Annotated in this window: 19 protein-coding genes; 7 read left to right on the top strand and 12 right to left on the bottom strand. The window is 59.0% G+C overall.

Annotation, left to right across the window (positions count from 1 at the left end; genetic code table 11):
• Positions 1-143: 143 nt before the first annotated feature.
• Both gyrA and mtnA read right to left on the bottom strand, forming a co-directional pair.
• Entirely contained in the window at positions 144-2,798 is a 2,655-nt protein-coding gene (gyrA, locus tag PMI22_RS15210; RefSeq protein WP_007945812.1) for a DNA gyrase subunit A, read from the bottom strand.
• A 424-nt stretch (positions 2,799-3,222) separates the two neighbouring features.
• Positions 3,223-4,299 (bottom strand): S-methyl-5-thioribose-1-phosphate isomerase, encoded by a 1,077-nt coding sequence (gene mtnA / locus PMI22_RS15215; RefSeq protein WP_007945811.1) that lies wholly within the window; start codon positions 4,297-4,299, stop codon positions 3,223-3,225.
• A gap of 108 nt (positions 4,300-4,407) precedes the next feature.
• Between mtnA and PMI22_RS15220 the strand changes: the two genes are divergently transcribed.
• The 5 genes from PMI22_RS15220 to PMI22_RS15240 all read left to right on the top strand — a co-directional run bounded on the left by PMI22_RS15220 (position 4,408) and on the right by PMI22_RS15240 (position 9,472).
• Positions 4,408-5,742: a TRZ/ATZ family hydrolase gene (locus tag PMI22_RS15220; protein ID WP_007945810.1), complete on the top strand. Its 1,335-nt coding sequence runs from the start codon at positions 4,408-4,410 to the stop codon at positions 5,740-5,742.
• A 57-nt stretch (positions 5,743-5,799) separates the two neighbouring features.
• Entirely contained in the window at positions 5,800-6,498 is a 699-nt protein-coding gene (gene ubiG, locus PMI22_RS15225) for a bifunctional 2-polyprenyl-6-hydroxyphenol methylase/3-demethylubiquinol 3-O-methyltransferase UbiG (RefSeq protein ID WP_007945809.1), read from the top strand.
• Between the two features lie 4 nt (positions 6,499-6,502).
• Positions 6,503-7,174 (top strand): N-acetylmuramic acid 6-phosphate phosphatase MupP, encoded by a 672-nt coding sequence (mupP, locus tag PMI22_RS15230; protein ID WP_007945808.1) that lies wholly within the window; start codon positions 6,503-6,505, stop codon positions 7,172-7,174.
• A 259-nt stretch (positions 7,175-7,433) separates the two neighbouring features.
• Positions 7,434-8,174 carry a YciK family oxidoreductase gene (locus tag PMI22_RS15235; protein ID WP_007945807.1) on the top strand — a complete coding sequence of 247 codons (741 nt, stop codon included), beginning with the start codon at positions 7,434-7,436 and terminating at the stop codon, positions 8,172-8,174.
• A gap of 371 nt (positions 8,175-8,545) precedes the next feature.
• Entirely contained in the window at positions 8,546-9,472 is a 927-nt protein-coding gene (locus PMI22_RS15240; protein ID WP_007945806.1) for a GGDEF domain-containing protein, read from the top strand.
• 75 nt (positions 9,473-9,547) lie between these two features.
• On the opposite strand, the gene PMI22_RS15245 is transcribed toward PMI22_RS15240, so the two are convergent.
• From PMI22_RS15245 to PMI22_RS15275, 7 genes are all read right to left on the bottom strand, one after another.
• Positions 9,548-10,309, bottom strand: coding sequence for a TenA family transcriptional regulator (locus PMI22_RS15245; protein WP_405046872.1), 762 nt, complete (start codon positions 10,307-10,309; stop codon positions 9,548-9,550).
• Between the two features lie 78 nt (positions 10,310-10,387).
• Positions 10,388-12,847, bottom strand: coding sequence for an EAL domain-containing protein (locus PMI22_RS15250; RefSeq protein ID WP_007945804.1), 2,460 nt, complete (start codon positions 12,845-12,847; stop codon positions 10,388-10,390).
• 139 nt (positions 12,848-12,986) lie between these two features.
• Positions 12,987-14,804, bottom strand: coding sequence for an ABC transporter ATP-binding protein (locus PMI22_RS15255; protein WP_007945803.1), 1,818 nt, complete (start codon positions 14,802-14,804; stop codon positions 12,987-12,989).
• Positions 14,797-15,399, bottom strand: coding sequence for a DsbA family protein (locus tag PMI22_RS15260; RefSeq protein ID WP_177323430.1), 603 nt, complete (start codon positions 15,397-15,399; stop codon positions 14,797-14,799). The genes PMI22_RS15255 and PMI22_RS15260 overlap by 8 nt, the downstream gene beginning before the upstream one ends.
• 39 nt (positions 15,400-15,438) lie before the next feature.
• Positions 15,439-16,380 carry an oxygen-dependent tRNA uridine(34) hydroxylase TrhO gene (trhO, locus tag PMI22_RS15265; RefSeq protein WP_007945801.1) on the bottom strand — a complete coding sequence of 314 codons (942 nt, stop codon included), beginning with the start codon at positions 16,378-16,380 and terminating at the stop codon, positions 15,439-15,441.
• A 173-nt stretch (positions 16,381-16,553) separates the two neighbouring features.
• The gene (locus tag PMI22_RS15270) at positions 16,554-16,853 is read right to left on the bottom strand and encodes a BolA family protein (RefSeq protein WP_007945800.1); all 300 of its coding nucleotides are present in this window, start codon (positions 16,851-16,853) and stop codon (positions 16,554-16,556) included.
• Between the two features lie 12 nt (positions 16,854-16,865).
• Positions 16,866-17,387: a DUF2059 domain-containing protein gene (locus PMI22_RS15275; RefSeq protein ID WP_007945799.1), complete on the bottom strand. Its 522-nt coding sequence runs from the start codon at positions 17,385-17,387 to the stop codon at positions 16,866-16,868.
• Between the two features lie 192 nt (positions 17,388-17,579).
• On the opposite strand from PMI22_RS15275, the gene PMI22_RS15280 reads away from it, so the two are divergent.
• On the top strand, positions 17,580-18,974 hold the full coding sequence (locus PMI22_RS15280) for a class II fumarate hydratase (protein WP_007945798.1): 1,395 nt from the start codon (positions 17,580-17,582) through the stop codon (positions 18,972-18,974).
• 122 nt (positions 18,975-19,096) lie between these two features.
• Here PMI22_RS15280 and PMI22_RS15285 read toward each other — a convergent pair whose 3' ends face one another.
• From PMI22_RS15285 to pap, 3 genes are all read right to left on the bottom strand, one after another.
• A complete protein-coding gene (locus PMI22_RS15285) occupies positions 19,097-20,056 on the bottom strand; it encodes a DMT family transporter (protein ID WP_007945796.1) in 960 nt (319 codons plus the stop codon).
• A 301-nt stretch (positions 20,057-20,357) separates the two neighbouring features.
• On the bottom strand, positions 20,358-21,542 hold the full coding sequence (locus tag PMI22_RS15290; protein ID WP_007945795.1) for a thiolase family protein: 1,185 nt from the start codon (positions 21,540-21,542) through the stop codon (positions 20,358-20,360).
• A gap of 102 nt (positions 21,543-21,644) precedes the next feature.
• A complete protein-coding gene (gene pap, locus PMI22_RS15295) occupies positions 21,645-23,159 on the bottom strand; it encodes a polyphosphate:AMP phosphotransferase (RefSeq protein WP_007945794.1) in 1,515 nt (504 codons plus the stop codon).
• A gap of 129 nt (positions 23,160-23,288) precedes the next feature.
• Here pap and mnmC point away from each other — a divergent pair, with 129 nt between their 5' ends.
• Positions 23,289-25,268 (top strand): bifunctional tRNA (5-methylaminomethyl-2-thiouridine)(34)-methyltransferase MnmD/FAD-dependent 5-carboxymethylaminomethyl-2-thiouridine(34) oxidoreductase MnmC, encoded by a 1,980-nt coding sequence (gene mnmC / locus PMI22_RS15300; RefSeq protein WP_007945792.1) that lies wholly within the window; start codon positions 23,289-23,291, stop codon positions 25,266-25,268.
• Positions 25,269-25,273: the final 5 nt, after the last annotated feature.

Raw genomic sequence — 25,273 nt, 5'->3', positions numbered from 1 at the left:
GCATCACCGCGGTGTTTCAGAGGTACCGCAGCGCCTGCATCGCGAGCAGGCTCGCTCCCACAAGGGATCTCCACTGATATCGAAATTTTCCGTTCGGACAAACAACAAGGGGGCGAATTCTCATCCGCCCCCTGTTTGTACGCTTACTCTTGTGGCTCTTCGTCAGCGGCGGCATCGAGTTGCTGATCGTCAACAACGTCGTCGATCACGACCTCACCAACGAACTCTGCACCCTCTTCACCTTCCAGCTCTTCACCTTCGACTTCCGACGGTTCCTGAACCCGCTCCAGACCAACCAGTGTTTCATCGCTGGCCAGCTTGATCAGGGTAACGCCCTGGGTGTTACGACCCAGGCTGGACACTTCGTCGACACGGGTACGAACCAGGGTGCCCTGGTCGGAAATCAGCATGATTTCCTCGCCATCGAGCACCTGGACCGCGCCGACCAGACGGCCGTTACGGTCGTTGCTGACCATGGCGATAACGCCCTGACCGCCACGCTTGTACTCAGGGAACTCGGTGATCGCCGTGCGCTTGCCGAAACCACGCGCCGAAGCGGTGAGGATCTGGCTGCCTTCTTCCGGGATCAGCATGGAAATGAGCTTCTGGCCTTCCGGCAGACGCATGCCACGGACACCGCGAGCGGTACGGCCCATGGCGCGAACGTCGGTTTCCTTGAAGCGAGTGACCTTGCCACCGTCGGAGAACAGCATGACTTCACGCTCGCCATCGGTAATGGCGGCAGAAATCAGTACATCACCTTCGTCCAGCTCCAGCGCGATCAGACCGACGCTGCGTTGACGACTGAAGGATTCCAGCGGGGTCTTCTTCACAGTGCCTTTGGCAGTCGCCATGAAGATGAAGTGACCTTCGGTGTATTCCTCGACCGGCAGCATGGTGGTGATGTATTCATCACTGTCCAGCGGCAGCAGGTTGACCAGCGGACGACCACGGGCAGCGCGGGACGCTTCCGGAATTTCATAGGTTTTCAGCCAGTACACTTTGCCTTTGCTGGAGAACAGCAGCAGCGTGGTGTGGCTGTTGGCGACCAGCAGGTGAGCGATGTAGTCCTCATCCTTGACGCCGGTCGCCGATTTGCCTTTACCGCCACGACGCTGAGCCTGGTACGCAGCCAGTGGCTGGGTCTTGGCGTAGCCACCGTGGGAAATGGTCACGACGCGCTCTTCTTCCGGGATCATGTCACCCAGGGTCAGGTCGAGACGGGCATCCAGAATTTCGGTGCGGCGCACGTCGCCGTACTCGGCGCGGATCACTTCCAGCTCTTCGCGGATCACTTCCATCAGGCGCGTGGCGCTGCTGAGGATGCGGATCAGTTCGCCGATCTGGTTGAGGATCTCCTGATACTCGGCCAGCAGTTTTTCGTGCTCCAGACCGGTCAGACGGTGCAGACGCAGTTCCAGAATGGCTTGCGCCTGTTCTGGCGACAGGAAGTACTTGCCGTCGCGCAGGCCGTATTGCGGGTCCAGGGTCTCTGGACGGCAAGAATCGGCACCGGCGCGCTCGACCATGGCCACCACGGCGGAGGATTCCCAGGCCGTGCTGATCAGCGCTTCCTTGGCTTCCGACGGCGTTGGCGAGGCCTTGATCAGGGCGATGACCGGGTCGATGTTCGACAGGGCAACCGCTTGACCTTCGAGAATATGGCCACGTTCACGAGCTTTACGCAGCTCGAACACGGTACGGCGGGTAACGACTTCGCGACGGTGACGAACGAAAGCTTCCAGCAGGTCCTTGAGGTTGAGGATCCGTGGACGGCCATCGATCAGCGCAACGATGTTGATGCCGAACACGGCTTGCAGCTGAGTCTGGGCGTAGAGGTTGTTGAGGATCACCTCAGGCACTTCGCCGCGACGCAGTTCGATCACGACGCGCATACCGTCCTTGTCGGACTCGTCGCGCAGCTCGGTGATGCCTTCCAGCTTCTTCTCTTTGACCAGCTCGGCGATCTTCTCGATCAGACGGGCCTTGTTGAGCTGGTAAGGGAGTTCGGTAATGACGATCTGCTGACGGCCACCGACCTTGTCGATGTCTTCGATCGTCGAGCGAGCGCGCATGTAAATGCGGCCGCGACCGGTGCGGTAGGCTTCGATGATGCCGGCGCGACCGTTGATGATCGCGGCAGTCGGGAAGTCCGGACCGGGGATGTATTGCATCAGCTCATCGATGGTCAACTCTGGGTTGTCGATGAGGGCCAGGCAACCGTCGATGACTTCACCGAGGTTGTGCGGCGGAATGTTGGTCGCCATGCCCACGGCGATACCGCTGGAGCCGTTGACGAGCAGGTTGGGAATACGGGTCGGCATGACCGCCGGGATCATTTCAGTGCCGTCGTAGTTCGGCACCCAGTCCACGGTTTCCTTGTGCAGGTCGGCCAGCAACTCGTGCGCCAGCTTGGTCATGCGCACTTCGGTGTATCGCATCGCCGCGGCGTTGTCGCCGTCCACCGAACCGAAGTTGCCTTGACCGTCGACCAGCAGGTAACGCAGCGAGAACGGCTGCGCCATGCGGACGATGGTGTCGTACACCGCGGTATCACCGTGCGGGTGATACTTACCGATGACGTCACCGACAACACGGGCAGATTTCTTGTACGGCTTGTTGAAGTCGTTGCCCAGCTCGCTCATCGCGAACAGCACACGCCGGTGCACGGGCTTCAAGCCATCGCGCGCATCCGGCAGGGCCCGCCCGACAATTACGCTCATTGCGTAGTCGAGGTAGGACTGCTTCAGCTCGTCTTCGATATTGACCGGGAGGATTTCTTTGGCCAGTTCGCCCATGAGAAGCTCGATTCCTTTTTCTGGTGAAACTTCGTCACATCCATATGGGACGAACGAAGCTCGCCGCTGCAGGCTGAGTGCCATACACCGACTTACGACAAATCAACAAGAAGAACCATGGATTTGCGCAGTAAAGACAACCCCATGGGGCTGCCTCGGAAAACGCCGGATGTTATCACAAGAGCCGCCACGCACCTATCCCCCAGACGCGCATGGAGCATAGTTAGTTGACCGGTGACAGGCTTAACGGGGACGAGAGGGGCTTAGAGCCGCTCCGAATGAAGAATTCGCGACTGAATTACGCTTATTTATTGACTTTGAGGGCCTTATCGCCAGCAGGCTGGCTCCCACAAGATCGTTGTCGATCCCATAGCCTGTGGGAGCCAGCCTGCTGGCGATGGCGATTCACAAGGCGCCGGCGCCCTCAATGCAGACGCTTGCGGCACATCAACTGCGCCATTTTCGCGGTGTCCGGCCGTTCGACGATGCCTTTTTCGGTGACGATCACGTCGATCAGGTCCGCTGGCGTTACATCGAACACCGGATTGAACGCACCAATATCCGCCCCGAGCCGCTTGCCACCAATCTCCAACAACTCGCGGCCGTCGCGCTCTTCGATAGGAATTTCGTCGCCACTGGCCATGTTCAGGTCGATGGTAGAACTCGGCGCCACCACCATGAAGCGCACGCCATGATGCATGGCGTTGACCGCCAGCTGATAGGTGCCGATCTTGTTCGCCACGTCGCCATTGGCGGTGATCCGGTCAGCGCCGACGATCACCCAGGTCACGCCTTTGACTTTCATGATGTGCGCGGCAGCGGAGTCGACATTTACGGTCACGGGAATGCCTTCATTGGCCAGTTCCCATGCGGTCAAACGCGAACCTTGCAGCCATGGTCGGGTTTCGTTGGCGTAAACGCGCTCGACCATGCCTTCGATAAAGGCCCCGCGAATTACCCCCAGCGCGGTACCGAAGCCGCCAGTGGCCAGCGCGCCGGTGTTGCAGTGGGTCAGGATTGCCTGGGCGTTGCCCTGGTGCTTGCGGATCAGGTCCACACCCAATTGGGCCATGGTCAGGTTGGCTTCGCGATCACTTTCATGAATGGCAATGGCTTCCGCCTCCAGCGCTGCCAGAGGGTCTGCGGCTTCCTTAAGACGGTCCAGGCGGTCACGCATGCGACTCAAGGCCCAGAACAGATTCACTGCCGTAGGACGGGAATCGGCCAGTAATGCGTAATCCTCTTCCCACGCGGCCTGCCAGTCACCGCCCTCGGCAATTCGGGCGCGGGCCGATAGCACCATGGCATACGCCGCACTGATGCCGATCGCTGGCGCACCGCGCACCACCATCGAACGGATGGCCTCGGCCACACCGGCTGCACTGGTGTAGGCAATCCAGGTTTCTTCGAAAGGTAAAATCCGCTGATCCAGCAGGTAGAGGGTGCCATCACGCCAATCGATGGCCTTCACTTTCTCCGCAGCCAACAGTCGATCGCGCATCCCTCACCCCGCACTCAAGCACAAAAGCCGCCGATTATAGCGATCACCCCGCCAAGACGCTCGGGTATACTTCGCCATCCTTTACAAAAGCACTGGAACCGATCCTCGATGCCGAACACTGCCGCTGCGCTCGACTTGTTGTTGCTGCCGACCTGGCTGGTACCCGTCGAACCCGCTGGCGTTGTCCTCAAAGAGCATGGCCTGGGCATCCGTGACGGACGCATTGTATTTATCGGCCCACGCTCGATTGCGCTGAAGCTTAACGCAACTGAAGTCCGTGAGTTGCCGGACATGCTGCTCAGCCCCGGGCTGATCAACGCTCACGGGCACGCGGCCATGACGCTGTTTCGTGGCCTCGCCGATGACCTTCCACTCATGTCCTGGCTGGAAAACCACATTTGGCCGGCAGAAGCCAAGTGGGTCGATGAAGCCTTCGTACGAGATGGCACGGACCTGGCCATCGCCGAACAGATCAAAGGCGGCATCACCTGCTTCTCTGACATGTATTTCTTCCCGAAGGTTGCCAGCGAGCGCGTACATAACAGCGGTATTCGCGCACAAATTGCGATTCCGATCCTCGACTTCCCGATCCCGGGCGCCAGCACGGCGGACGAAGCCATTCGTCAGGGCGTGGAATTGTTTGGCGACCTCAAGCATCACGAGCGCATAAAAATCACCTTTGGCCCCCATGCGCCGTACACCGTGGGCGACGAAAACCTGGAGAAAATCCGCGTGATCGCCGAAGAGCTGGATGCCTCGATCCACATGCACGTCCATGAAACCGCTTTCGAAGTGCAGCAATCGGTCGAGCAGCGCGGTGAACGCCCGCTGGCCCGCCTTGCCCGCCTGGGCTTGCTCGGGCCGCGCTTCCAGGCCGTTCACATGACCCAAATCAGCGATGAAGACCTGGTGACGCTGGTAGAAAGCAACACCAATGTGATTCATTGCCCGGAATCCAACCTGAAGCTGGCCTGCGGTTTTTGCCCGGTCGAGCGGTTGTGGCAGGCGGGCGTCAACGTCGCCGTCGGCACTGATGGTGCCGCCAGCAACAACGACCTCGACCTGCTAAGCGAAACCCGTACCGCTGCGTTGTTGGCCAAGGCCGTCGCCGGCTCGGCCACCGCGCTGGATGCCCATCGCGCCTTGCGCATGGCCACACTCAATGGCGCCCGCGCCTTGGGGATCGAGGCTGAAACGGGTTCGCTGGAAGTTGGCAAGGCGGCCGATATAGTGGCGTTTGACCTGTCCGGTCTGGCGCAGCAACCGGTCTATGACCCGGTTTCGCAACTGATCTACGCCACCGGTCGCGATTGTGTGAAACACCTGTGGGTCGCCGGCAAGCAACTGCTCGACGACCGGCGCCTGACCCGCCTGGATGAAGAGCAGTTATGCGCCACCGCCAAGGCGTGGGGCCAACGTATAAGTGGCCGCACCGATTCGTAAGATCCCCGGACCCAACACCGGGGCAACAGGATTTTTCAAGTTTTAGAGGACTGAACCATGAGCAACGTCGACTACGCCGAGATCGCCAAATTCGAAGCCCTGGCCCATCGCTGGTGGGACCGTGAAAGCGAGTTCAAGCCACTTCACGACATCAATCCGCTGCGGGTCAACTGGATTGACGAACGCGTCAATCTGGCCGGCAAGAAGGTGCTGGACGTCGGTTGCGGCGGCGGGATTCTCAGCGAGGCCATGGCCCAGCGCGGCGCCACCGTCATGGGTATCGACATGGGTGAAGCGCCGCTCGCGGTCGCGCAGTTGCACCAACTGGAGTCGGGCGTGAACGTCGAATACCGACAGATCACGGCCGAAGGTCTCGCCGAGGAAATGCCCGAGCAATTCGACGTCGTCACGTGCCTGGAAATGCTTGAGCACGTACCCGATCCGTCTTCGGTCATCCGCGCCTGCTTCCGCATGGTCAAGCCCGGCGGCCAGGTGTTCTTCTCCACCATCAACCGCAACCCGAAGGCTTACCTGTTCGCCATTGTCGGCGCTGAATACATCATGAAACTGCTGCCGCGCGGCACGCACGATTTCAAGAAATTCATCCGCCCATCCGAGCTTGGCGCCTGGAGTCGCATGGCGGGCCTGACCGTCAAGGACATCATCGGCCTGACCTACAACCCGTTGACCAAGCACTACAAACTGGCGGCCGATGTGGACGTCAACTACATGATCCAGACCCTGCGAGAGGAGTAAGCCGATGCGTATCAGAGCAGTCCTTTTTGACATGGACGGCACGCTGCTCGACACCGCGCCGGACTTTATTGCCATCTGCCAGGCGATGCGCGCTGATCGTGGCATGCCGCCCATGAATGACCAGCACATTCGTGACGAGATCTCCGGCGGCGCCAAGGCGATGGTCGCCGTGACCTTTTCGATCGACCCGGAATCACCGGGCTTTGAGGAACTGCGACTGGAGTTCCTGGAGCGCTATCTGGCCGGGTGTGCGGTGCACAGCAAACTCTTCGATGGCATGGGCGAACTGCTGGCCGACATCGAGAAGGCCAACCTGATCTGGGGCGTGGTCACCAACAAGCCACTGCGTTTCGCCGAGCCGATCATGCAGCAACTGGGGCTGGCCGAGCGTTCCGCACTCCTGATCTGCCCCGATCACGTGAAGAACAGCAAGCCCGATCCGGAACCGCTGATTCTGGCGTGCAAAATGCTCGACCTGGACCCGGCCAGCGTGCTGTTTGTCGGCGATGACCTGCGCGATATCGAGTCGGGGCGTGATGCCGGCACCAAGACAGCTGCGGTGACCTACGGCTACATTCACCCCGACGACAACCCGCGACACTGGGGCGCGGACGTGGTAGTGGATCATCCGCTGGAACTGCGCAAGGTGCTTGATAGCGCTTTGTGTGGTTGCTGAGAACCGATTCTGTGAGCGAGTCAGGAATGCCAGCAACTATGCATTCCTTGTAGCTGCTGCCGTAGGCTGCGTTCGGCTGCGAAGCAGTCGTGAAATCAGACGACCCGGTGTTTCAGCTTGTCCATGCTCGCAGTATTTGCGACTGCTGCGCAGCCGAACGCAGGCTTCGCCAGCTGCTACAGACCGCATCCGGGCCTGACGGACTTGCTCGCGAATGGTCGTGTCGCGCTCTCTTTACTGTTTTTGTTGAGGGTTTTTTATGTTTGATTATTCCGCTCGCCCTGAACTGCTCAAGGACCGGGTCATTCTGGTCACCGGTGCTGGTCGCGGCATCGGCGCGGCGGCTGCGAAAACCTACGCAGCCCATGGCGCCACCGTCTTGCTGCTGGGCAAGACCGAAGCCAACCTGACTCAGGTTTATGACGAAATCGAAGCAGCCGGGCACCCACAGCCGGCGGTGATCCCGTTCAACCTGGAAACCGCCCTGCCCCACCAGTACGACGAACTGGCCGCCATGATCGAGACCGAATTCGGCCATCTCGACGGCTTGCTGCATAACGCGTCGATCATCGGTCCGCGCACGCCGGTCGAACAGCTGTCCGGCGAAAACTTCATGCGCGTCATGCACGTCAACGTGAACGCCATGTTCATGCTCACCAGTACCCTGCTGCCTCTGCTAAAGCTGTCGCAGGACGCTTCGGTGGTGTTTACTTCCAGTAGCGTCGGCCGCAAGGGGCGTGCCTATTGGGGCGCTTATGGTGTGTCCAAGTTTGCCACCGAAGGCCTGATGCAAACCCTGGCCGACGAAGTGGACACCGTGGCCCCGGTCCGCTCCAACAGCATCAACCCGGGCGCCACCCGCACCAGCATGCGGGCCCAGGCTTACCCGGGGGAAAATCCGCTCGACAACCCGACTCCGGAAGAAATCATGCCGGTCTATCTGTACCTGATGGGCCCGGACAGTACAGGCATCAATGGCCAGGCGTTCAACGCCCAGTAACACCGTGCGTCGCTTAGTGCCGTGCCGACTTCCCGGCGTGGCACACAAAGCGCGCCATTACCATGCCCCCTTATGAGTCAAACAACCGTCACCCATTTCATCTCCCACCTTTGCCATAGCATCCAACCTGATGATTCATATAGGTTTTTATAAGACTGAACCGAATGGCACGACTTTCGCTCTAAAGCTTCTCAGACAGCAGTGTGAAAGCAACGGGTGCACGCCTGAGTCGATAGATTATTGACCTTCGGCAAAGCGGACTAAACTTGCGGCATATGTCCTACGGGACTGATGGACCAGTATGACGCGTAGCCCAAAGCCGCTCTCACCCAGCTTGTAAGACAGCTTTACCGCTTAGGGGCTTACGCCATATGAAATTACCTTCCCAGTCCAACGCAATTGACTTCGACAGTGCCAAGTTGCAACGCCTGGGATTTGCTCAGCTGCCTCCCCTTCTGGAGCGGCCTGTCAGTCTTGCGCAATTGCGCCAGCAACTGGGTCAGCAGCTGCAAACCAGTCTTGAGCCACAACGCATTCTCGGGCTTTTCTTCCGCGAAGTTCAGCAACTGGTGCCACTGGATGCCTTGAACTATCAGCATCAGGAGAGTGACTTGCGCCTGGAGTTTGGCCAGCGCGGCCATCATTCGGTCAGTTATAGCCTCAGCCATGAAGGCGAACAGCTCGGCGAACTGGTGTTCCGGCGCAATCAGCGATTCAGCGAGCAGGATCAAGGCAATCTGGAGTCGTTGTTGTCCGCACTGCTCTTCCCGATGCGAAATGCCCTTCTTTACCGAGCCGCGACCCAAAGCGCGTTGCGCGACCCGCTGACCGATACCGGGAACCGCATTGCCATGGATCAGACCCTGGAACGGGAAATCGAGATGTCGCGACGCCACTTGATGCCTTTGTCGTTGCTGATGCTGGACATCGATCACTTCAAAAACGTCAACGACAGTTACGGCCACAATGCGGGCGATGAGGTGCTCAAGGCTGTCGCCACCGCGATCAAAAACCAGTTGCGCAATGTCGACATGGTGTTCCGGTTTGGCGGCGAAGAGTTCCTGATCCTGCTGTCCAACACCACCCGGGACGCCGCGGCCATGGTCGGCGAGCGCCTGCGCATGGCGGCTCAGGTCGAGGATTACCAAGCCGAAGGCAATGCAATAGAGCTGACCGTCAGCCTCGGATGCTCGACCCTCCTGCCTGGCGAATCTGCCGAAAGCTTGGTGCGGCGGGCCGACAGTGCGCTGTATGTCGCCAAGCGCGAGGGACGCAACCGGCTGGCAATGGCGGGTTGAGCCCTAGGCAACACTAGAAACCACTGTGGGAGCGAGCCTGCTCGCTCCCACGTTTTGGTTTGTATTGCCTATGGATCAGCTTTCAGCCAAGGCCAGGCGCTCACGCGTCACAGGCGCCTTTTCCGAATGCTCCAGTTGCATGCAGCGCTCCAGAAACAGGTGCATGTAGTCATAGCTCTTGCACACCGCCTGTCGCAGTTCCACTTGCAGGGATTTGCTCGGGTTCATGCCCGCCAGGGTACAGATGATTTCCAGCGCTTCCCATGGATGAGCATCGTCGTACTGGGCATGCATCTTCAACCACTTCATGGCCCGTTTGCGATCTTCCTCCGGGAATGCCGCAGCGTAGACGCCACTGGAGCAGACCAGGGCCGACCACTCACCGGTCGCGCCTTCAATGGCATAGTTGGTCGCAGCGATGGCCACGATCAACGAATCGGCCGAACTGGTGTGCCAGCACCAATGGCTCAAGGCGTGAAGTTCAGGGGCAACCTGTTGTGCTTGCAGGTCTTCCAGGCTGACACCGTGGGCCCGACTCCAATGCACCCAATAATCGGCATGGTTCAATTCCACACGAATATTGCGCATCAGCCAACGCCGCGCCATGTCTTCACCGGGATGGCGGGCAAAGCGGGTTTTGGTCAGGTTTTGTGCCATGTATAACGCGAACTGCTCTACAACCGGCCAGCCACCAATAAGGTACTGGCGCATGGTCTTGGCGCTGAGCTTGTTGTCTCGCATGCGCTGATACAGTTCGTGCTCAACAACCCGGCGCTTGCTCTCGCTGCAATCCTTGATGAGCTGTTGAGCCCAGGCGGGATAGCTTGCCGCTTCCATGAGGGGTCCGGTTCGGTGGAATGTGTCGATCACTGTCGAGCTCCTTTTGATTGTGATTGTTCGGATCAGCGAGAGATTTCAACGGAACGTGCCAGGGGCCTTGAATAACAAAGGCTGAGGCCTGGCAGGACGACTTTGCAAACTATCGCAGGTAAACGGATTCGGGCGTTCAATGACATACCCTTGAGCGAAATCGACCCCGATTTCAAGCAGTGCCTGCTCAATCTGGGGTGACTCTACAAACTCGGCAATCGTGCGCTTACCCATGACATGCCCGATGTGGTTAATTACTTCGACCATGGCGCGGTTAATCGGGTCGTCCAACATATCCTTTACGAAACTCCCGTCGATCTTCAGGAAGTCTACAGGCAAATGTTTCAAGTAAGCGAACGAGGACATTCCGGCGCAAAAATCATCTAACGAAAAGTGGCAACCTAAACCTTTGAGTTCATTGATAAATCTAATTGCGCTGCCCAAATTTGAAATTGCACTGGTTTCTGTGATTTCAAAACAAATCATTTCAGGTGGAATTGAATAGTTAACAAATTGTTCACGCAGGAAGTCCAGAAACGCCTCATCTCCGATAGTTGTGCCTGACAGATTAATCGCACACATCGCTAATGGGCCTTTGCGCTCTTCGGCCCTGCATTGGGCAATGATCTTGAAGACGTTCTCCACCACCCAACGATCAAGTGCGGTCATTAATCCATAACGCTCCGCAGCTGGAATAAAACTGTCCGGCAAGATCATGCGGCCAGCTTCGTCATGCAGACGCAACAGGATTTCGATATGCCCGCCGCCGCGCTCTGTATGCCCCAACGGCGCGATTTGCTGGGAGTACAGGCAAAAGCGATTCTCTTCCAGCGCTATATGCAGGCGCTGCACCCAGGCCATCTCGCCAAAACGCAATGACAGTTCCGAGTCGTCGGCGTGATAGACCTGAACTCGATTGCGCCCTTTTTCCTTGGCCATGTAGCACGCCATATCAGCGGCGCGCAGTGATGCTTCCAGCGTCGTAGGAGGGTGCGCGACATGCACCAGCCCGATGCTCACCGTGGTGACAAAGGGTCGACCCTTCCAGACGAAGTGCAGGTTTTGTACGGTAAGGCGCAAACTTTCGGCAATCTTCTCCGCAGCGTCTGGGGCGCAGTTTTCCAGCAGGATGCCGAACTCATCGCCACCCAGCCGAGCCAGGGTGTCACCTTCGCGCAAACCGGATTGCAACAACGCACAGATATGCCGCAGCAGTTCATCGCCCGCCGCGTGACCGCACGTGTCATTGACCAGTTTGAATTGATCCAGATCGAGAAACATCAGGGCATGGCGCCCGGTATGACGCGTCAGGTTGTGCAGTGCCTGCTCCAGTCGAAACTCGAACTCGCGGCGGTTGGCGAGCCCGGTCAAGGCGTCATGAGTCGCCTGCCAGGAGAGATTGGCAATGTATTGGCGCTCCTGCGTCATGTCATGCAACACCAGCACGGTGCCACTGACCTTGCCCGCATTGCGAATCGGCGAACCCACCAGCGTTACCGAAACCGTGCTGCCATCCAGACGTTGAATCAGTTTGGAATGTTCGCTGCCACCGCTGAGCTGACCGCTCAGAATATGCTCGATCAACGTGAACCCGTCAGCCTGAGCGTTTTCATCCAGGAGATTGAACAGCGCAGCCAGCGGCAGACCCGTCGCCTGTTCGCCTTTCCAGTGGGTCAGCGCCTCGGCGGCGGGATTCATGTAGGTGATAGCACCTTCGACATCCGTGGTAATCACGCCGTCGCCAATGGACTGCAACGTGATCTGCGCCCGGTCTTTCTCCAGTTGCAGCGCTTCGGCGAATTCATGGCGCTGCTTGAGCAACTTGTGCGTACGCATCAACGCAAGCGCAATCAAGCCCAGCGCCGTGGCGAGGTTGGTCACCAGCAGGAACCGGAGGATCAAGCGCGAGCCTTCGCCCAATGCATCACTGAACGCTTTGGCGGCTGGCGTCACTGCATCGTTGATGGCGAGTATCTGGTCTTTCCAGCGCCAGATATCAGCGGGTGTGACCTTTCTGTCGGCAACGCGTTGGTGCATCTGCTGCGCAACATCATCGAGTTGCTGCAGGTAGGCGTCACCCACCGTCCAGCGGTCGATGGCTTTTTCGAGATAAGAGAAATGCCGGAAGTTGAGGTAGAGCCAGATCAGACTGGAAACGTCGTCAGGGTGGTTGCCCCCCTTGAGAATCGCCACTCGCGCGGCATCGATTTCAGGTGGCTGGTGATCCAGCGCCAGACGCAACTCATGACCACCCTGGGGTATGGCAATGGCGTTCTGGTATTTGAGGAATATCGCCTCGTCGCGACTGTCAGCGTAGAGGTTGAGGTAATAGATGGCGTCTTTTTGCCCCTTCGACCACAGGCTTTCACCGGCAACATAGCCGCGCACCGCCGACAGAACGTAAAGGCTCACGCCGCCCAACAGGGCCTGAAACAGTACGACGGCAATAAATGGCCAGACAATGCCCAACAACCGTGGTGTTCCGAGAGTCCGGGTTTGATTCATGAGGTCCCTTTTTAGCACTGCCAGATCATCATCCCAATGTGATCGCTACCGTTAGACTAGGGTGCGATCCCGATCCGGGCAAGCAAACTGTCAACATCTGTACCTGCGCTGATAATGACGTGCTGAACTGCATCCGGCGTTATAGCTGTTGCAAGTGCCCATACAGCTTGGCGTACAAACCACCCTCTGCGATCAATTGCTGGTGGTCGCCATCCTCGGCTATCTGTCCGCCATCGAACACCAGCACCCGGTCGGCCTGCTTCACCGCTGACAAGCGGTGCGCAATGATCAACGTGGTGCGGTGGCTGAGGAACCGCGCCAGCGCTTGGTGCAGATTGTATTCGGTGGCGGCGTCCAGCGCCGAGGTGGCCTCGTCGAGAATCACCACTTTGGGTTCGGCCAGGACCATCCGCGCAATGGCCAGGCGTTGGCGCTGGCCACCGGACAAACGCACACCGGAACGTCCGACGATGCTATCGAGGCCGTCAGGCAGCGCTCGAACCGTGTGGTGCAGCTGCGCAATCTCCAGTGCTTGCCAGCAGGCTTCGTCGCTGCGCACTCGGCCCATCGTCAGGTTGGCCCGGATGGTGTCATTGAACAACGCTGGATGTTGCAAGACCACGGCGACATTTTCACGCACGGTTTCCAGGCCGATCTCCTGTTGGGTCGAGCCGCCGAAGCGAATGGTCCCGGCCTGTGGCGTGTACAAGCCCAGCAACAATTGCACCAACGTACTCTTGCCGCCCCCACTGGCGCCCACAATGGCGACTTTTTCACCGGGAGCAATGGACAGGTCCATCTTGTTCAGCACCAACTCATCGCCGTAACCGAAACTCAGGCCCTGGACTTCAATGCCCACGGTATCACGGCCCTGAAACGGGTCGACGCCTCCGGGGTATTGAGGTTCATCGGCCCGGGCCAGCAGTTCGTTGATCCGCGACAACGCACCGCTGGCGGCGTAATAGGCGTATTGCAAATTGAGCAGTTGTTCCACCGGGCCGATCATGAACCACAGGTAGCTGAATACCGCCAGCATCTGGCCAATGGACAGGTCGGAGAACAGCACGGTAAGCATGGCCGCCGCGCGAAAAATATCGATGCCAAACTGGAACAGCAAACCGCTTGCCCGGTTCGAGGCATCGGTTTTCCATTGCGAGTTGATCGCGTAGTCGCGCACTTCCCGGGCCCGCAGGCCAAGGCGACCGAGGAAAAATCCCTGACGGTTGCCAGCGCGGACTTCCTGGATCGCGTCGAGGGTTTCGGTCAGTGCCTGGGTGAAGCGCGAGGTGCTGTCGTTCTCGAGTTTCTTCAGGTGTTTGACTCGCTTGCCCAGCAGCACCGTGGCGTAAATCACCAACGGATTGAACAACATGATCAGCAGCGCCAGCTTCCAGTGCATCCAGATCAGAATGCTCGCGGTGCCGACCAGGGTCAGCATCGCCACAAGGAAACGACTGAGGGTTTCACCGACGAATTTGTCCAGTGTATCCAGGTCAGTAACCATGTGCGTGGTCACCGTGCCACTGCCCAGACTTTCGTATTCGCCAAGGGAAATGCGCTTGAGCCGCTCGATCAGCCGGGTGCGAATTCGATAGACAATGTCCTTGGCCAGTGCCGCGAACAATTTTGCCTGCACCACGTTGAACAACAGGGCACCGCAGCGCAGCAACAAGGTTACGAGCAACATCAGGCCTATGTAGCCCGCCGCTTTCTGCCAGCCTTCGGGCAGCACCTGGTTCATGACCTTCAGCGCGGTGTCGCCGTGCCCCAACAACACTTCGTCCACCAACAACGGCAGCAGCAAGGGAATTGGCACACTGCACAAGGTAGCCAGCACCGCGACGCCATTGGCGATCCACAGGGATTTTTTATGGTGCAGGGCCAGTCGGCGGATTTCAGCCCAGCTCAATCGATCGACATGCTTGGGAGCCGGGGCGTCATCGGGTACATCATGCACAGGCAGCGCGCTCCAGCCAGCGGCCGAGCAACGGGGACAGTTCACTCAGGGGCTGATAACCATTGGTCAGCAACGCCAATTGACCATTGCGCTCAGCCAGCAACGTAGGGAAACCGGCGATGCCCAGGTCCTGGACCCAAGTGAAATCAGCCGCCGTGGCGGTGTGCATATCTGCGCGGTCGAATGCCGCGGCGAATTCGATGCGCGGCAGACCGGCCTGCTCGGCCAGCTCCACCAGCACGCTGGCGTGGGTGACGTCGCGACCCTCGACATAGAACGCGTGCTGAATCAGGCCCAGCAGTTTCCATGCACAATCCGGCGCCAGGCTACGCGCAGTCACCAGCGCCCGGCACGCAGGCTCGGTGTCGTAGACAAAGCCGTCGGGCAGAGCGCCTTCGGTTTTGAACGATTGGCCGGTGGCCTCAGTGACCGCCTGCCAATGCTCCAGAATATAGCGGCGGGTGGTCGGTTCCAGCGCCGCTCCACTGCCGGTGCGCAAACCACCGACGATCAGATGCACCTCTACGCCCGCCGCGTGCGCCTGCTCGACCAAGGCGTTTGCCACTGGCGCAAAGCCCCAGCACCAGGAACACATCGGGTCCATCACATAGAGCAGGCGGCGTGCAGACATGATTCAAGCCTCGGAAGGGGTTTGCTTGTAGTTGTAACCGATCGGGTGAGGCAAGTTGCGAGCCTTGGCCAGTTCAATCTGCTTCTGCCGATCAATGGCACTGCGGCGGGTCTTCTCGCTCAGCGTATCCCAGCAATGCGGGCAGCTAATGCCTGCCACGTAATGCTCGGAGGCGCGGTCTTCGATGCTGATCGGTGTACGGCAGGCATGACATTGATCGTAGTCACCTTCACTGAGGTCATGACGTACGGTCACGCGGTTATCGAACACAAAGCAGTCGCCCTGCCATTTGGTTTCTTCCTGCGGCACCTCTTCGAGGTACTTCAGAATGCCACCCTTGAGGTGATAGACCTCATCGAAGCCTTCGCTGAGCATGTAGCTCGACGCTTTCTCGCAGCGGATGCCACCGGTGCAGAACATCGCGACTTTCTTGTGTACGGCCGGGTCGAAGTTGGCTTTGATGTACTCGGGAAACTCGCGAAAACTGGTGGTTTTCGGGTCGATGGCGCCTTCGAAGGTACCGATCGAAACTTCGTAATCGTTACGGGTATCAATCAACAGCACTTCAGGATCGCTGATCAGCGCATTCCAATCCTGAGGATCAACGTAAGTGCCGACCTTTTTGTTCGGGTCCACGCCTTCAACGCCGAGGGTGACGATTTCTTTCTTGAGCTTGACCTTGGTGCGATAGAACGGCTGATCGTCGCAGTACGACTCTTTGTGATCGATGTCGTCCATGCGTGGGTCGTTCTTGAGCCACGCCATCAGCCCGTCAATACCTTCGCGACTGCCGGACACGGTGCCGTTGATGCCTTCTTCGGCGATCAGCAGCGTGCCTTTGATGCCGTTGTCGACCATTGCTTGCAGCAGTGGCTCGCGCAGGGCGACGTAATCTTCCAGGGTGACGAACTTATACAGTGCCGCCACGACAATCTGTTGTGTCATGGGTGATTCTCCAGGTGGCTACCCTCGTAAGGGGTGAACCGGATGCGAAAAAAAACGCGCCGGGTGAGCGGCGCGTTGCGGATTGTAGCAAAGGAGCAGCTTTAAGCGGCAAGCTTCGAGCTACAAGCTCAAGGTAGCCCCCCAAACTTGCAGCTTGCAGCTTGTAGCTGCTTTTACTGCCTCTCTCCGCCCGCACAGGTCGGTGAGGCCGGGGCCGCGTCGATCTGTGCCCATTCCTCAGGCGTGTAGGTATGCAGCGCCAACGCGTGAAACTCGCCCATCAGCTCGCCGAGCGTGCCGTAGACCTTTTGATGACGCTTGACCCGGTTCAGCCCTTCGAACTGCTGGCTGACCACCACGGCCTTGAAGTGGGTCTGCAACCCACGACTGTGCATGTGGCTTTCATCCAGCACTTGCAGATGCTGCGGCTGTAACAGGCCCAGCGTCGATTCAATGCGTTGTTGCATGGTCATACCGAACTCCGCTTAAGGCTTTTTCTTGGCTGGAGCGGCGCCTTTAGGCTCCAGCTCGGCCGTCATGTCAGCCAGCAGCTTGTTGACCACAGGCACCGCACTTTCCAGCTTGGCTTGAGTCATCTGGGCCGATTGCTGAGTCAGCTGTGGCATTTTTTCCAGGACTTTCTTGCCCAGTGGCGACTGGTAGAACGCAACCAGGTCTTTGAGCTCGGACTCACTGAAGTTGGAGGTGTAAAGCTTGACCATTTCCGGCTTCAGCTTGTTCCAGCCAATGGCTTGGTCCAGCGCGGTATTGGCTTTGGCCTGATACGTTTCCAGCACGGCTTTTTTCGATTCAGGCGCTTTGGTCTGTGCAAAGCGCTGAGCGAACATTTGCTGCACTTGCATGTACACCGGAGTGCCCAATTTGTCAGCGTGCGCCAGGGTCAGGAAAGCTTCGGCACTGGCGTTGTGGCTGGCGGTATCGGCAAAAACTGGGCCGCTGGCGCAGACCAGTGCAACCGCGGTACAGATGGCACGAAGACGAGTCATCGAGTTTCCTTTTCTAGCAGGCGAGGTAAAACCCCAAGGGCGTCCATTCTGCGCCTAAAAAAGTGTGTCGCTCAACCCCAAGCCTTGTCGGCCCTGAATTAGAGGGGTTGAAGGGGCAAAAACCAGTCAGATGGAACCACAGCTGCCGATCAGCGCCTAAACTGCGCTATCAGACCTACAGGAGTGTGCACGATGAGCCGTATCGAAACCGACAGCCTTGGCCAGGTGGAAGTCCCGGATGAAGCCTACTGGGGCGCTCAGACGCAACGCTCGCTGATCAACTTCGCTATCGGCAACGAAAAAATGCCGCTGGCGGTGCTGCATGCCCTGGCGCTGATCAAAAAAGCCGCGGCGCGGGTCAATGACCGTAACGGCGACATACCCGCCGACATCGCCAGGTTGATCGAACAGGCCGCCGACGAAGTGCTCGATGGCACCCACGACGACCAGTTTCCGCTGGTGGTCTGGCAGACCGGCAGCGGCACCCAAAGCAACATGAACGTCAACGAAGTGATCGCCGGTCGCGCCAACGAGCTGGCTGGCAACCCGCGCGGCGGCAAGTTGCCCGTGCACCCTAACGATCACGTCAACCGCTCGCAGAGCTCCAACGACTGCTTCCCCACCGCCATGCACATCGCTGCAGCCCAAGCGGTACAGCAACATTTGCTGCCGGCCATCAGTGAACTGTCGGGCGGGTTGGCCGAGCTGGCGGCGCGCCACATGAAACTGGTCAAGACCGGTCGAACGCACATGATGGACGCTACGCCGATCACCTTCGGCCAGGAAGTCTCGGCGTTCGTCGCGCAACTGCATTACGCCGAGCGGGCGATCCGCAGCGCGCTGCCTGACGTGTGTGAACTGGCCCAGGGCGGCACCGCCGTCGGCACGGGCCTGAATTCGCCTCACGGTTTCGGCGAAGCCATTGCTGCCGAACTGGCCGCCCTCTCCGGTCTGCCCTTCGTCACCGCGCCGAACAAATTCGCCGCACTGGCCGGTCATGAACCGTTGACGACACTTTCCGGCGCGCTGAAGACCCTGGCGGTAACCCTGATGAAAATCGCCAACGACCTGCGCGTGCTGGGCTCCGGTCCCCGGGCCGGTTTCGCCGAGGTGAAATTGCCAGCCAATGAACCGGGCAGCTCAATCATGCCGGGCAAGGTCAATCCGACGCAGTGCGAGGCGCTGTCGATGCTGGCGTGTCAGGTCCTGGGCAATGACGTCGCCATTGGGTTCGCGGCAAGTCAGGGGCATCTGCAATTGAACGTGTTCAAACCGGTGATTATTCACAACCTGCTGCAATCGATCCGCCTGCTGGGGGATGGTTGCAGCAACTTCCAGCAGCACTGCATTGCCGGTCTGGAACCGGATGCAGAAAAAATGGCTGAGCATCTGGAGCGGGGGTTGATGCTGGTGACAGCGCTGAACCCGCACATCGGCTATGACAAATCAGCGGAGATTGCCAAGAAGGCTTACGCCGAAGGCCTGACGTTGCGGGAGGCGGCGTTGCAGCTGGGGTATCTGACGGATGAAGAGTTTGATGCCTGGGTGCGGCCGGAGAATATGCTGGAGGCTGGGGCCAAGGGCTGAGATTTGTAGCGCCTGACAGTCAGTCTTCGCGAGCAAGCCCGCTCCCACATTTCACCGAGTCCTTTTAGGGGAATACGGTTGAATGTGGGACTGGGCTTGCTCGCGAAGAACGATAACGCAGGTTAACCTGCTGCCATCCGAACCCGGCGTGCCTTGAGCCCTGCAATGAGTGAAGGCCCCAACGCCACCAACGCCGACCCCAACACCACCAGCACCGCCCCGCCATAGCCCAAGCCGTTGATCGTCTCGGCATGCACATAGTCAGGCCACAACCACGCGGCCATGGCCACCGCGACAAAGGTCACCAACGGCGTGATCGCCAGCGTCGCACTCACCCGCGACGCTTCCCAGTGGGCCAGCGCTTCGGCAAACGCGCCATAGGCGATCAGCGTATTCATGCAGCATGCCAGCAGCAACCAGCCTTGCAGCGGGCTCAGTTGCAACGCCTCAAGTGGATGCACCCACGGTGTCAGCAGCAACGCGCAGAACAGGTAGATCACCATCATGACCTGCAGCGAATTCCACACCGTCAGCAATTGCTTCTGCCCCAAGGCGTAGAAGGTCCAGACCGTGGACGCCAGCAACACCAACAGCACGCCGGTGGTGTAATCGGTCAGCGAAGTGAGCAGCTCGGCCAGGCGCTGATTGAAGAACAGTGCGAACCCGATCAGCAGCACCAACAGGCCAATCCCCTGCCCCACGCTGAAACGTTCCTTGAACACAAACAGACTGGCGATCAGCAACATGATCGGGCCCATCTGCACCACCAATTGTGCGGTCCCGGCGCTGAGCAGATTCAAGCCCATCAAGTACAGCACGTAGTTGCCGACCAGACCGAGCACCGCCATCAACACCAGCCAGCCACCCCGCGGGCCGAGGACTTTGCGACTCGGCAAACGCCGGGTCGCCGCCAGATACACAAACAGGCACCCACCGGACACGATCAGGCGAAACCAGGTGACGGTCACCGGGTCCATCACCAGCAGCACTTGCTTGAGTTTGATCGGCAGGATTCCCCACAACAGCGCAGTCAGCAAGGCCAGAAACAGACCGTAGACCCAGCGACCGGATGAAATGTGCATGCGAACCCCAACAGCCAGATGGCAAGAAGCGTCATTCTAGGCGCAGAGGCGTCTGGCACACAGGGACAGTTGGCGAGCAGGCGCGAATGAAACTGTGCAGGTCGCAGCATCGTTTGATCGTCCGCAGACGGCGGAGCGGGAGATTCGGGTGTATATCGAGCGGATGCGGATTTTATGTGCCCGCCGATTAACCGAGGCGCTGCCTTCGCGAGCAGGCTCGCTCCCACATTGGAATGCGATCAACTGTGGGAGCGAGCCTGCTCGCGAAAGCGATTAATCAGACAACTCAACTATTCAAGGCTTAACGCACCGCCTCAAACAACCCAGTCGCGCCCATCCCGCCACCCACGCACATGGTGACGATGCCGTAACGCAGTTTGCGCCGCTGCAATTCCCGCACGAGATGCCCGACCTGACGTGAACCGGTCATGCCGAATGGGTGCCCGATGGAGATCGAACCACCATTGACGTTGTACTTCTCGTTATCGATCTCCAGCCGGTTGCGGCTGTACAGGCACTGCGAGGCAAACGCTTCGTTGAGTTCCCACAGATCAATGTCGGCAATCTGCAACCCCTCGGCCTTGAGCAGCTTCGGCACCGAGAACACCGGCCCGATGCCCATCTCATCCGGCTCGCACCCGGCGACCGTGAAACCACGGAAGAACGCCTTGGGCTTCAATCCCAGCTCCAGCGCTTTTTCCAGGCTCATCACCAGCGTCATCGACGCCCCGTCGGACAGCTGTGAAGAGTTGCCTGCCGTGACCGAACCGTCTTCGGCGAATACCGGTTTCAAGCCCGCCAGACTTTCCAGCGTGGTGTCCGGGCGGTTGCAGTCGTCGCGATCGACGATGCCATCGAGGATTTGAATCTGCCCGGTGGTCTTGTCTTCAACCCGGTACTTCACCGCCATCGGCACGATTTCATCATCGAACAACCCGGCGGCCTGAGCCTGAGCGGTGCGCTGCTGACTTTGCAGGGCGTACAGGTCTTGCGCTTCACGGCTGACGTTGTAACGACGCGCGACGATTTCGGCGGTCTGGCCCATCGGGAAGTAGATGCCCGGCACCTGTTCCTTCAGCAGCGGGTTGATCAGGTTATCGGTATTGACGCTTTTCATCGTCAGGCTGATGGACTCGACGCCACCGGCAACGATGATGTCGCTGCACCCCGAAGCAATCTGGTTGGCGGCGATGGCAATCGCCTGCAAGCCCGAGGAGCAAAAGCGGTTCAGGGTCATGCCGGCGGCGCCGATACCCAAGCGCGACAACACGGCGACATTTCGACCGATGTTATAGCCCTGTGCGCCTTCGTTGGAGCCCGCACCGACGATGCAGTCCTCGACGCTGGCCGGGTCGATGCCATTACGTGCCAACAAAGAGTCGACACAATGCGCAGCCATATCATCTGGCCGGGTCTGATTGAACTTGCCGCGAAAGGATTTGGCCAGGCCGGTCCGCACGCTGTCGACGATCACCACTTCACGCATGGCATACCTCATTGTTGTTATCGGTTGAGAGTGGATCGAGCATAAGTCCACCTCATAACCGACCGCGACAATCATTCATCCCGCGTATGCGTAACCATCGACTCAGTTCTTGTGATTTCTGGCCTTCTTGTCGGACTTTTCAAACGCGGTTTCCAGCGCCCGATTGATCGTGCGTAGGACTTTGACCCGCGCCCAGCGCTTGTCATTGGCCTCAACCAGCGTCCAGGATGAGATTTCAGTGCTGGTGCGATCGACCATGTCAACCACAGCCGCGCGGTAAGCGTCCCACTTGTCGCGATTGCGCCAATCGTCTTCGGTAATCTTGAAACGCTTGAAGGGAATTTCTTCCCGGGCCTGGAAACGCTCCAGTTGTGTTTGCTTATCGATGGCCATCCAGAACTTGACCACGATGACACCCGAATCGGAAATCTGTTCTTCGAAGTCGTTGATCTCGCTGTAGGCCCGCAGCCAGTCCGTCGGCGGGCAGAAGCCTTCGACGCGCTCCACCAGTACTCGCCCGTACCAGGAGCGATCAAAAACGGTGAATTTTCCCTTGGCCGGAAGGTGGCGCCAGAACCGCCATAGATACGGCTGCGCCCGCTCCTCTTCGGTCGGCGCGGCAATCGGCACGATACTGTACTGGCGCGGATCGAGCGCCGCCGCGACCCGCCGGATCGCCCCGCCCTTGCCCGCCGCATCGTTGCCTTCGAACACCGCTATCAAAGCATGCTGACGCATGCGTTTGTCGCGCATCAGGCCCGAGAATCGCGCCTGTTCGGTAATCAGTTGTTCTTCGTAATCGTCCTTGTCCAGGCGCAGGTTCAAGTCGAGACTGTCGAGCAGGTTGAACTGATCGATATGGATCGGCAGAGGCGCGGCATTGACCTTGTCGGGATGGACATCGGGGCGTTTCAGCGCAGTTTGCAGACCTTCCAGCAGGATCTTGCCCACCGCCAGGCTGCGGTAATTGGCGTCCAACCCTTCAATCACATGCCACGGCGCGTAGTCACGACTGGTACGGCGCAACACACGCTCGCCGTATTTCACGAATTTGTCGTAGGTCTCGGATTGTTGCCAGTCCAGCGGACTGATGCGCCAGCTGTGCAGCGGATCGTCGGCCAGGGCCTTGAGTCGCCCCTTCATCTGTTTTTTGGAAAGGTGGAACCAGAACTTGAAAATCAGCGCGCCTTCATCGCACAGCATCTTTTCAAAACGCTCGGACTGGTTGATCGCCTGATCCATCACGGCGTCTTTGAACAGGCCATGAACCCGGCCTTGCAGCATCTGGCTATACCAGTTACCGAAGAAAATCCCCATGCGACCCGCGGCCGGCAGCATCCGCCAATAACGCCAGGCCGGAGGTCGCGCCAGTTCCTCATCCGTCTGCTGGTCGAAGGTACGGACCTCGATCAGACGCGGGTCCATCCATTCATTGAGCAACTTGACCGTCTCGCCCTTGCCGGCGCCTTCGATGCCATTGATCAGAATGATCACCGGGAAACGCTTTTGCTGCTGAAGTTCGAACTGCGCTTCAAGCAACGCTTCGCGCAGCGCCGGCACCTCGGCGTCATAGGTTTCTTTGTCGATGGCGTGACCGATTTCAGCGGATTCAAACATTGGACGGCTCCCTTTCCAGATTGATCAAGACTAGCGGATTGGGCCGATAGCACGCAGAGAAATTCCCCACAGTGTGGGCTTTTGTGGCGAGGGGGCTAGAATGGCGACCTTGCCGTTGCCGAGCCTGCCATGAAACCTGTACTGCCTCACGCCCAACTCGACTGGGACGACCAGGGTCGCCCCTATTCGCGGGTGTTCGACGACGTGTATTTTTCGGACAAGTCGGGCCTTGAAGAAACCCTCTATGTGTTCCTTGAGCAGAACGGTTTGCGTGAACGCTTTGCTGCGTTGCCGGACGGTGGTCGACTGGTCATTGGCGAGACCGGTTTTGGTACCGGATTGAATTTCCTGTGCGCCTGGCAATTGTTTGAACAGCATGCGGTGCCGGGTGCGCGACTGCACTTTGTCAGCGTTGAAAAATACCCGCTGAGTTTGCCCGATCTGCAACGGGCGCTGGCGTTATGGCCAGAACTCAAACAGTTCGCCGATCCATTGCTCGCGCAGTACGTGGCGATCCATCAAGGCTTCCAGCGACTGGTCCTGGACAACGGCCGCGTGATACTGACCTTGCTGATTGGCGATGCGCTGGAGCAGTTGCCGCAACTGGACGCGCAGGTTGACGCCTGGTTTCTCGATGGTTTCGCCCCGGCGAAAAACCCCGACATGTGGACCGCCGAACTGTTTGCCGAGCTGGCACGGCTGGCAGCGCCTGGCTCGACCATCAGCACATTCACCAGCACCGGTTGGGTGCGCCGGCTGCTGAACGCGGCAGGTTTCAAGATGAAGCGCACACCGGGCATTGGCCACAAGTGGGAAATCCTGCGGGGTGTGTTCCTTGGCTGGCCCGAAGACCCCGAGGCACTAGTTGCTGCAAAACCCTGGTTTGCTCGACCGAGACCATCGAATGGCGAACGTCGAGCCTTGGTAATTGGTGCCGGTCTGGCCGGATGCGCCACGGCCGCCAGCCTCGCCACACGGGGCTGGCAGGTCAGTTTGCTGGAGCGCCATGACGCGCTGGCGCAAGAAGCCTCGGGCAATCCACAAGGTGTTTTGTACCTCAAGCTTTCGGCCCATGGCACCGCATTGTCTCAGTTGATCGTCAGCGGTTTTGGATACACGCGGCGCTTGCTCGAACATTTGCAGCGCGGTGTCGACTGGGACGGTTGCGGGGTCTTGCAACTTGCCTTCAATGCCAAGGAAGCGGAGCGTCAGGCGCAGTTGGCGGCGGCGTTCCCCGAGGACCTGCTGCACGTCCTGGATCGAGAAAACGCCGAGATACGCGCCGGTATCGCGCTGCACTCGGGCGGTCTGTTTTACCCCGAAGGTGGTTGGGTGCATCCGCCCGCCCTGTGCCACTGGCAAGCGAAGCATCCGAATATCCAGATTCTTACCCATCGCGATGTGCTGGAACTGCGCCGTGTCGACGGGCACTGGCAAGCCTGGGATGGCGCATCATTATTGGCTGACGCTCCCGTCGTGGTGCTCGCCGGCGCAGCCGAGATCAAGCGCTTCCCATATAGCAGCGAGCTTCCGCTCAAACGGATTCGCGGGCAAATTACTCGCCTGCAACAGACACCTGAGAGCCAAAGCCTGAGCACCGTCGTCTGCGCCGAAGGTTATGTCGCCCCGGCGCGCTTGGGTGAACACACGCTGGGCGCCAGTTTCGATTTCAACAACGATGACCTGACGCCAACGGCAGCCGAACATGCCGGCAACCTGCACATGCTTGAAGAAATTTCGCAGGACCTGGTTGCTCGGCTTGGCGCAGACACCTTGCAACCTGAAGCACTTGAAGGTCGCGCGGCCTTTCGCTGCACCAGCCCTGATTACTTGCCGATTGTCGGCCCCATGGCCGATAGCCAGGCTTTCGCCGACGCCTACATCGCCCTGAGCAAGGATGCCCGGCAAACCCCGGACATCCCTTGCCCATGGCTGGACGGTTTGTACGTCAACAGCGGCCATGGTTCACGAGGGCTGATCACCGCGCCGCTGTCGGGCGAGTTGCTGGCTGCGTGGCTGGATGACGAACCACTGCCTGTGCCCAGAGCAGTGGCCGAAGCCTGTCATCCAAACCGATTTGCCTTGCGACGTTTGATCCGGGGTAAATGAATCCG

It is taken from the genome of Pseudomonas sp. GM21 (assembly GCF_000282215.1).
GTDB lineage: Bacteria > Pseudomonadota > Gammaproteobacteria > Pseudomonadales > Pseudomonadaceae > Aquipseudomonas.
This window is presented reverse-complemented; position numbering and strand designations above follow the sequence as displayed.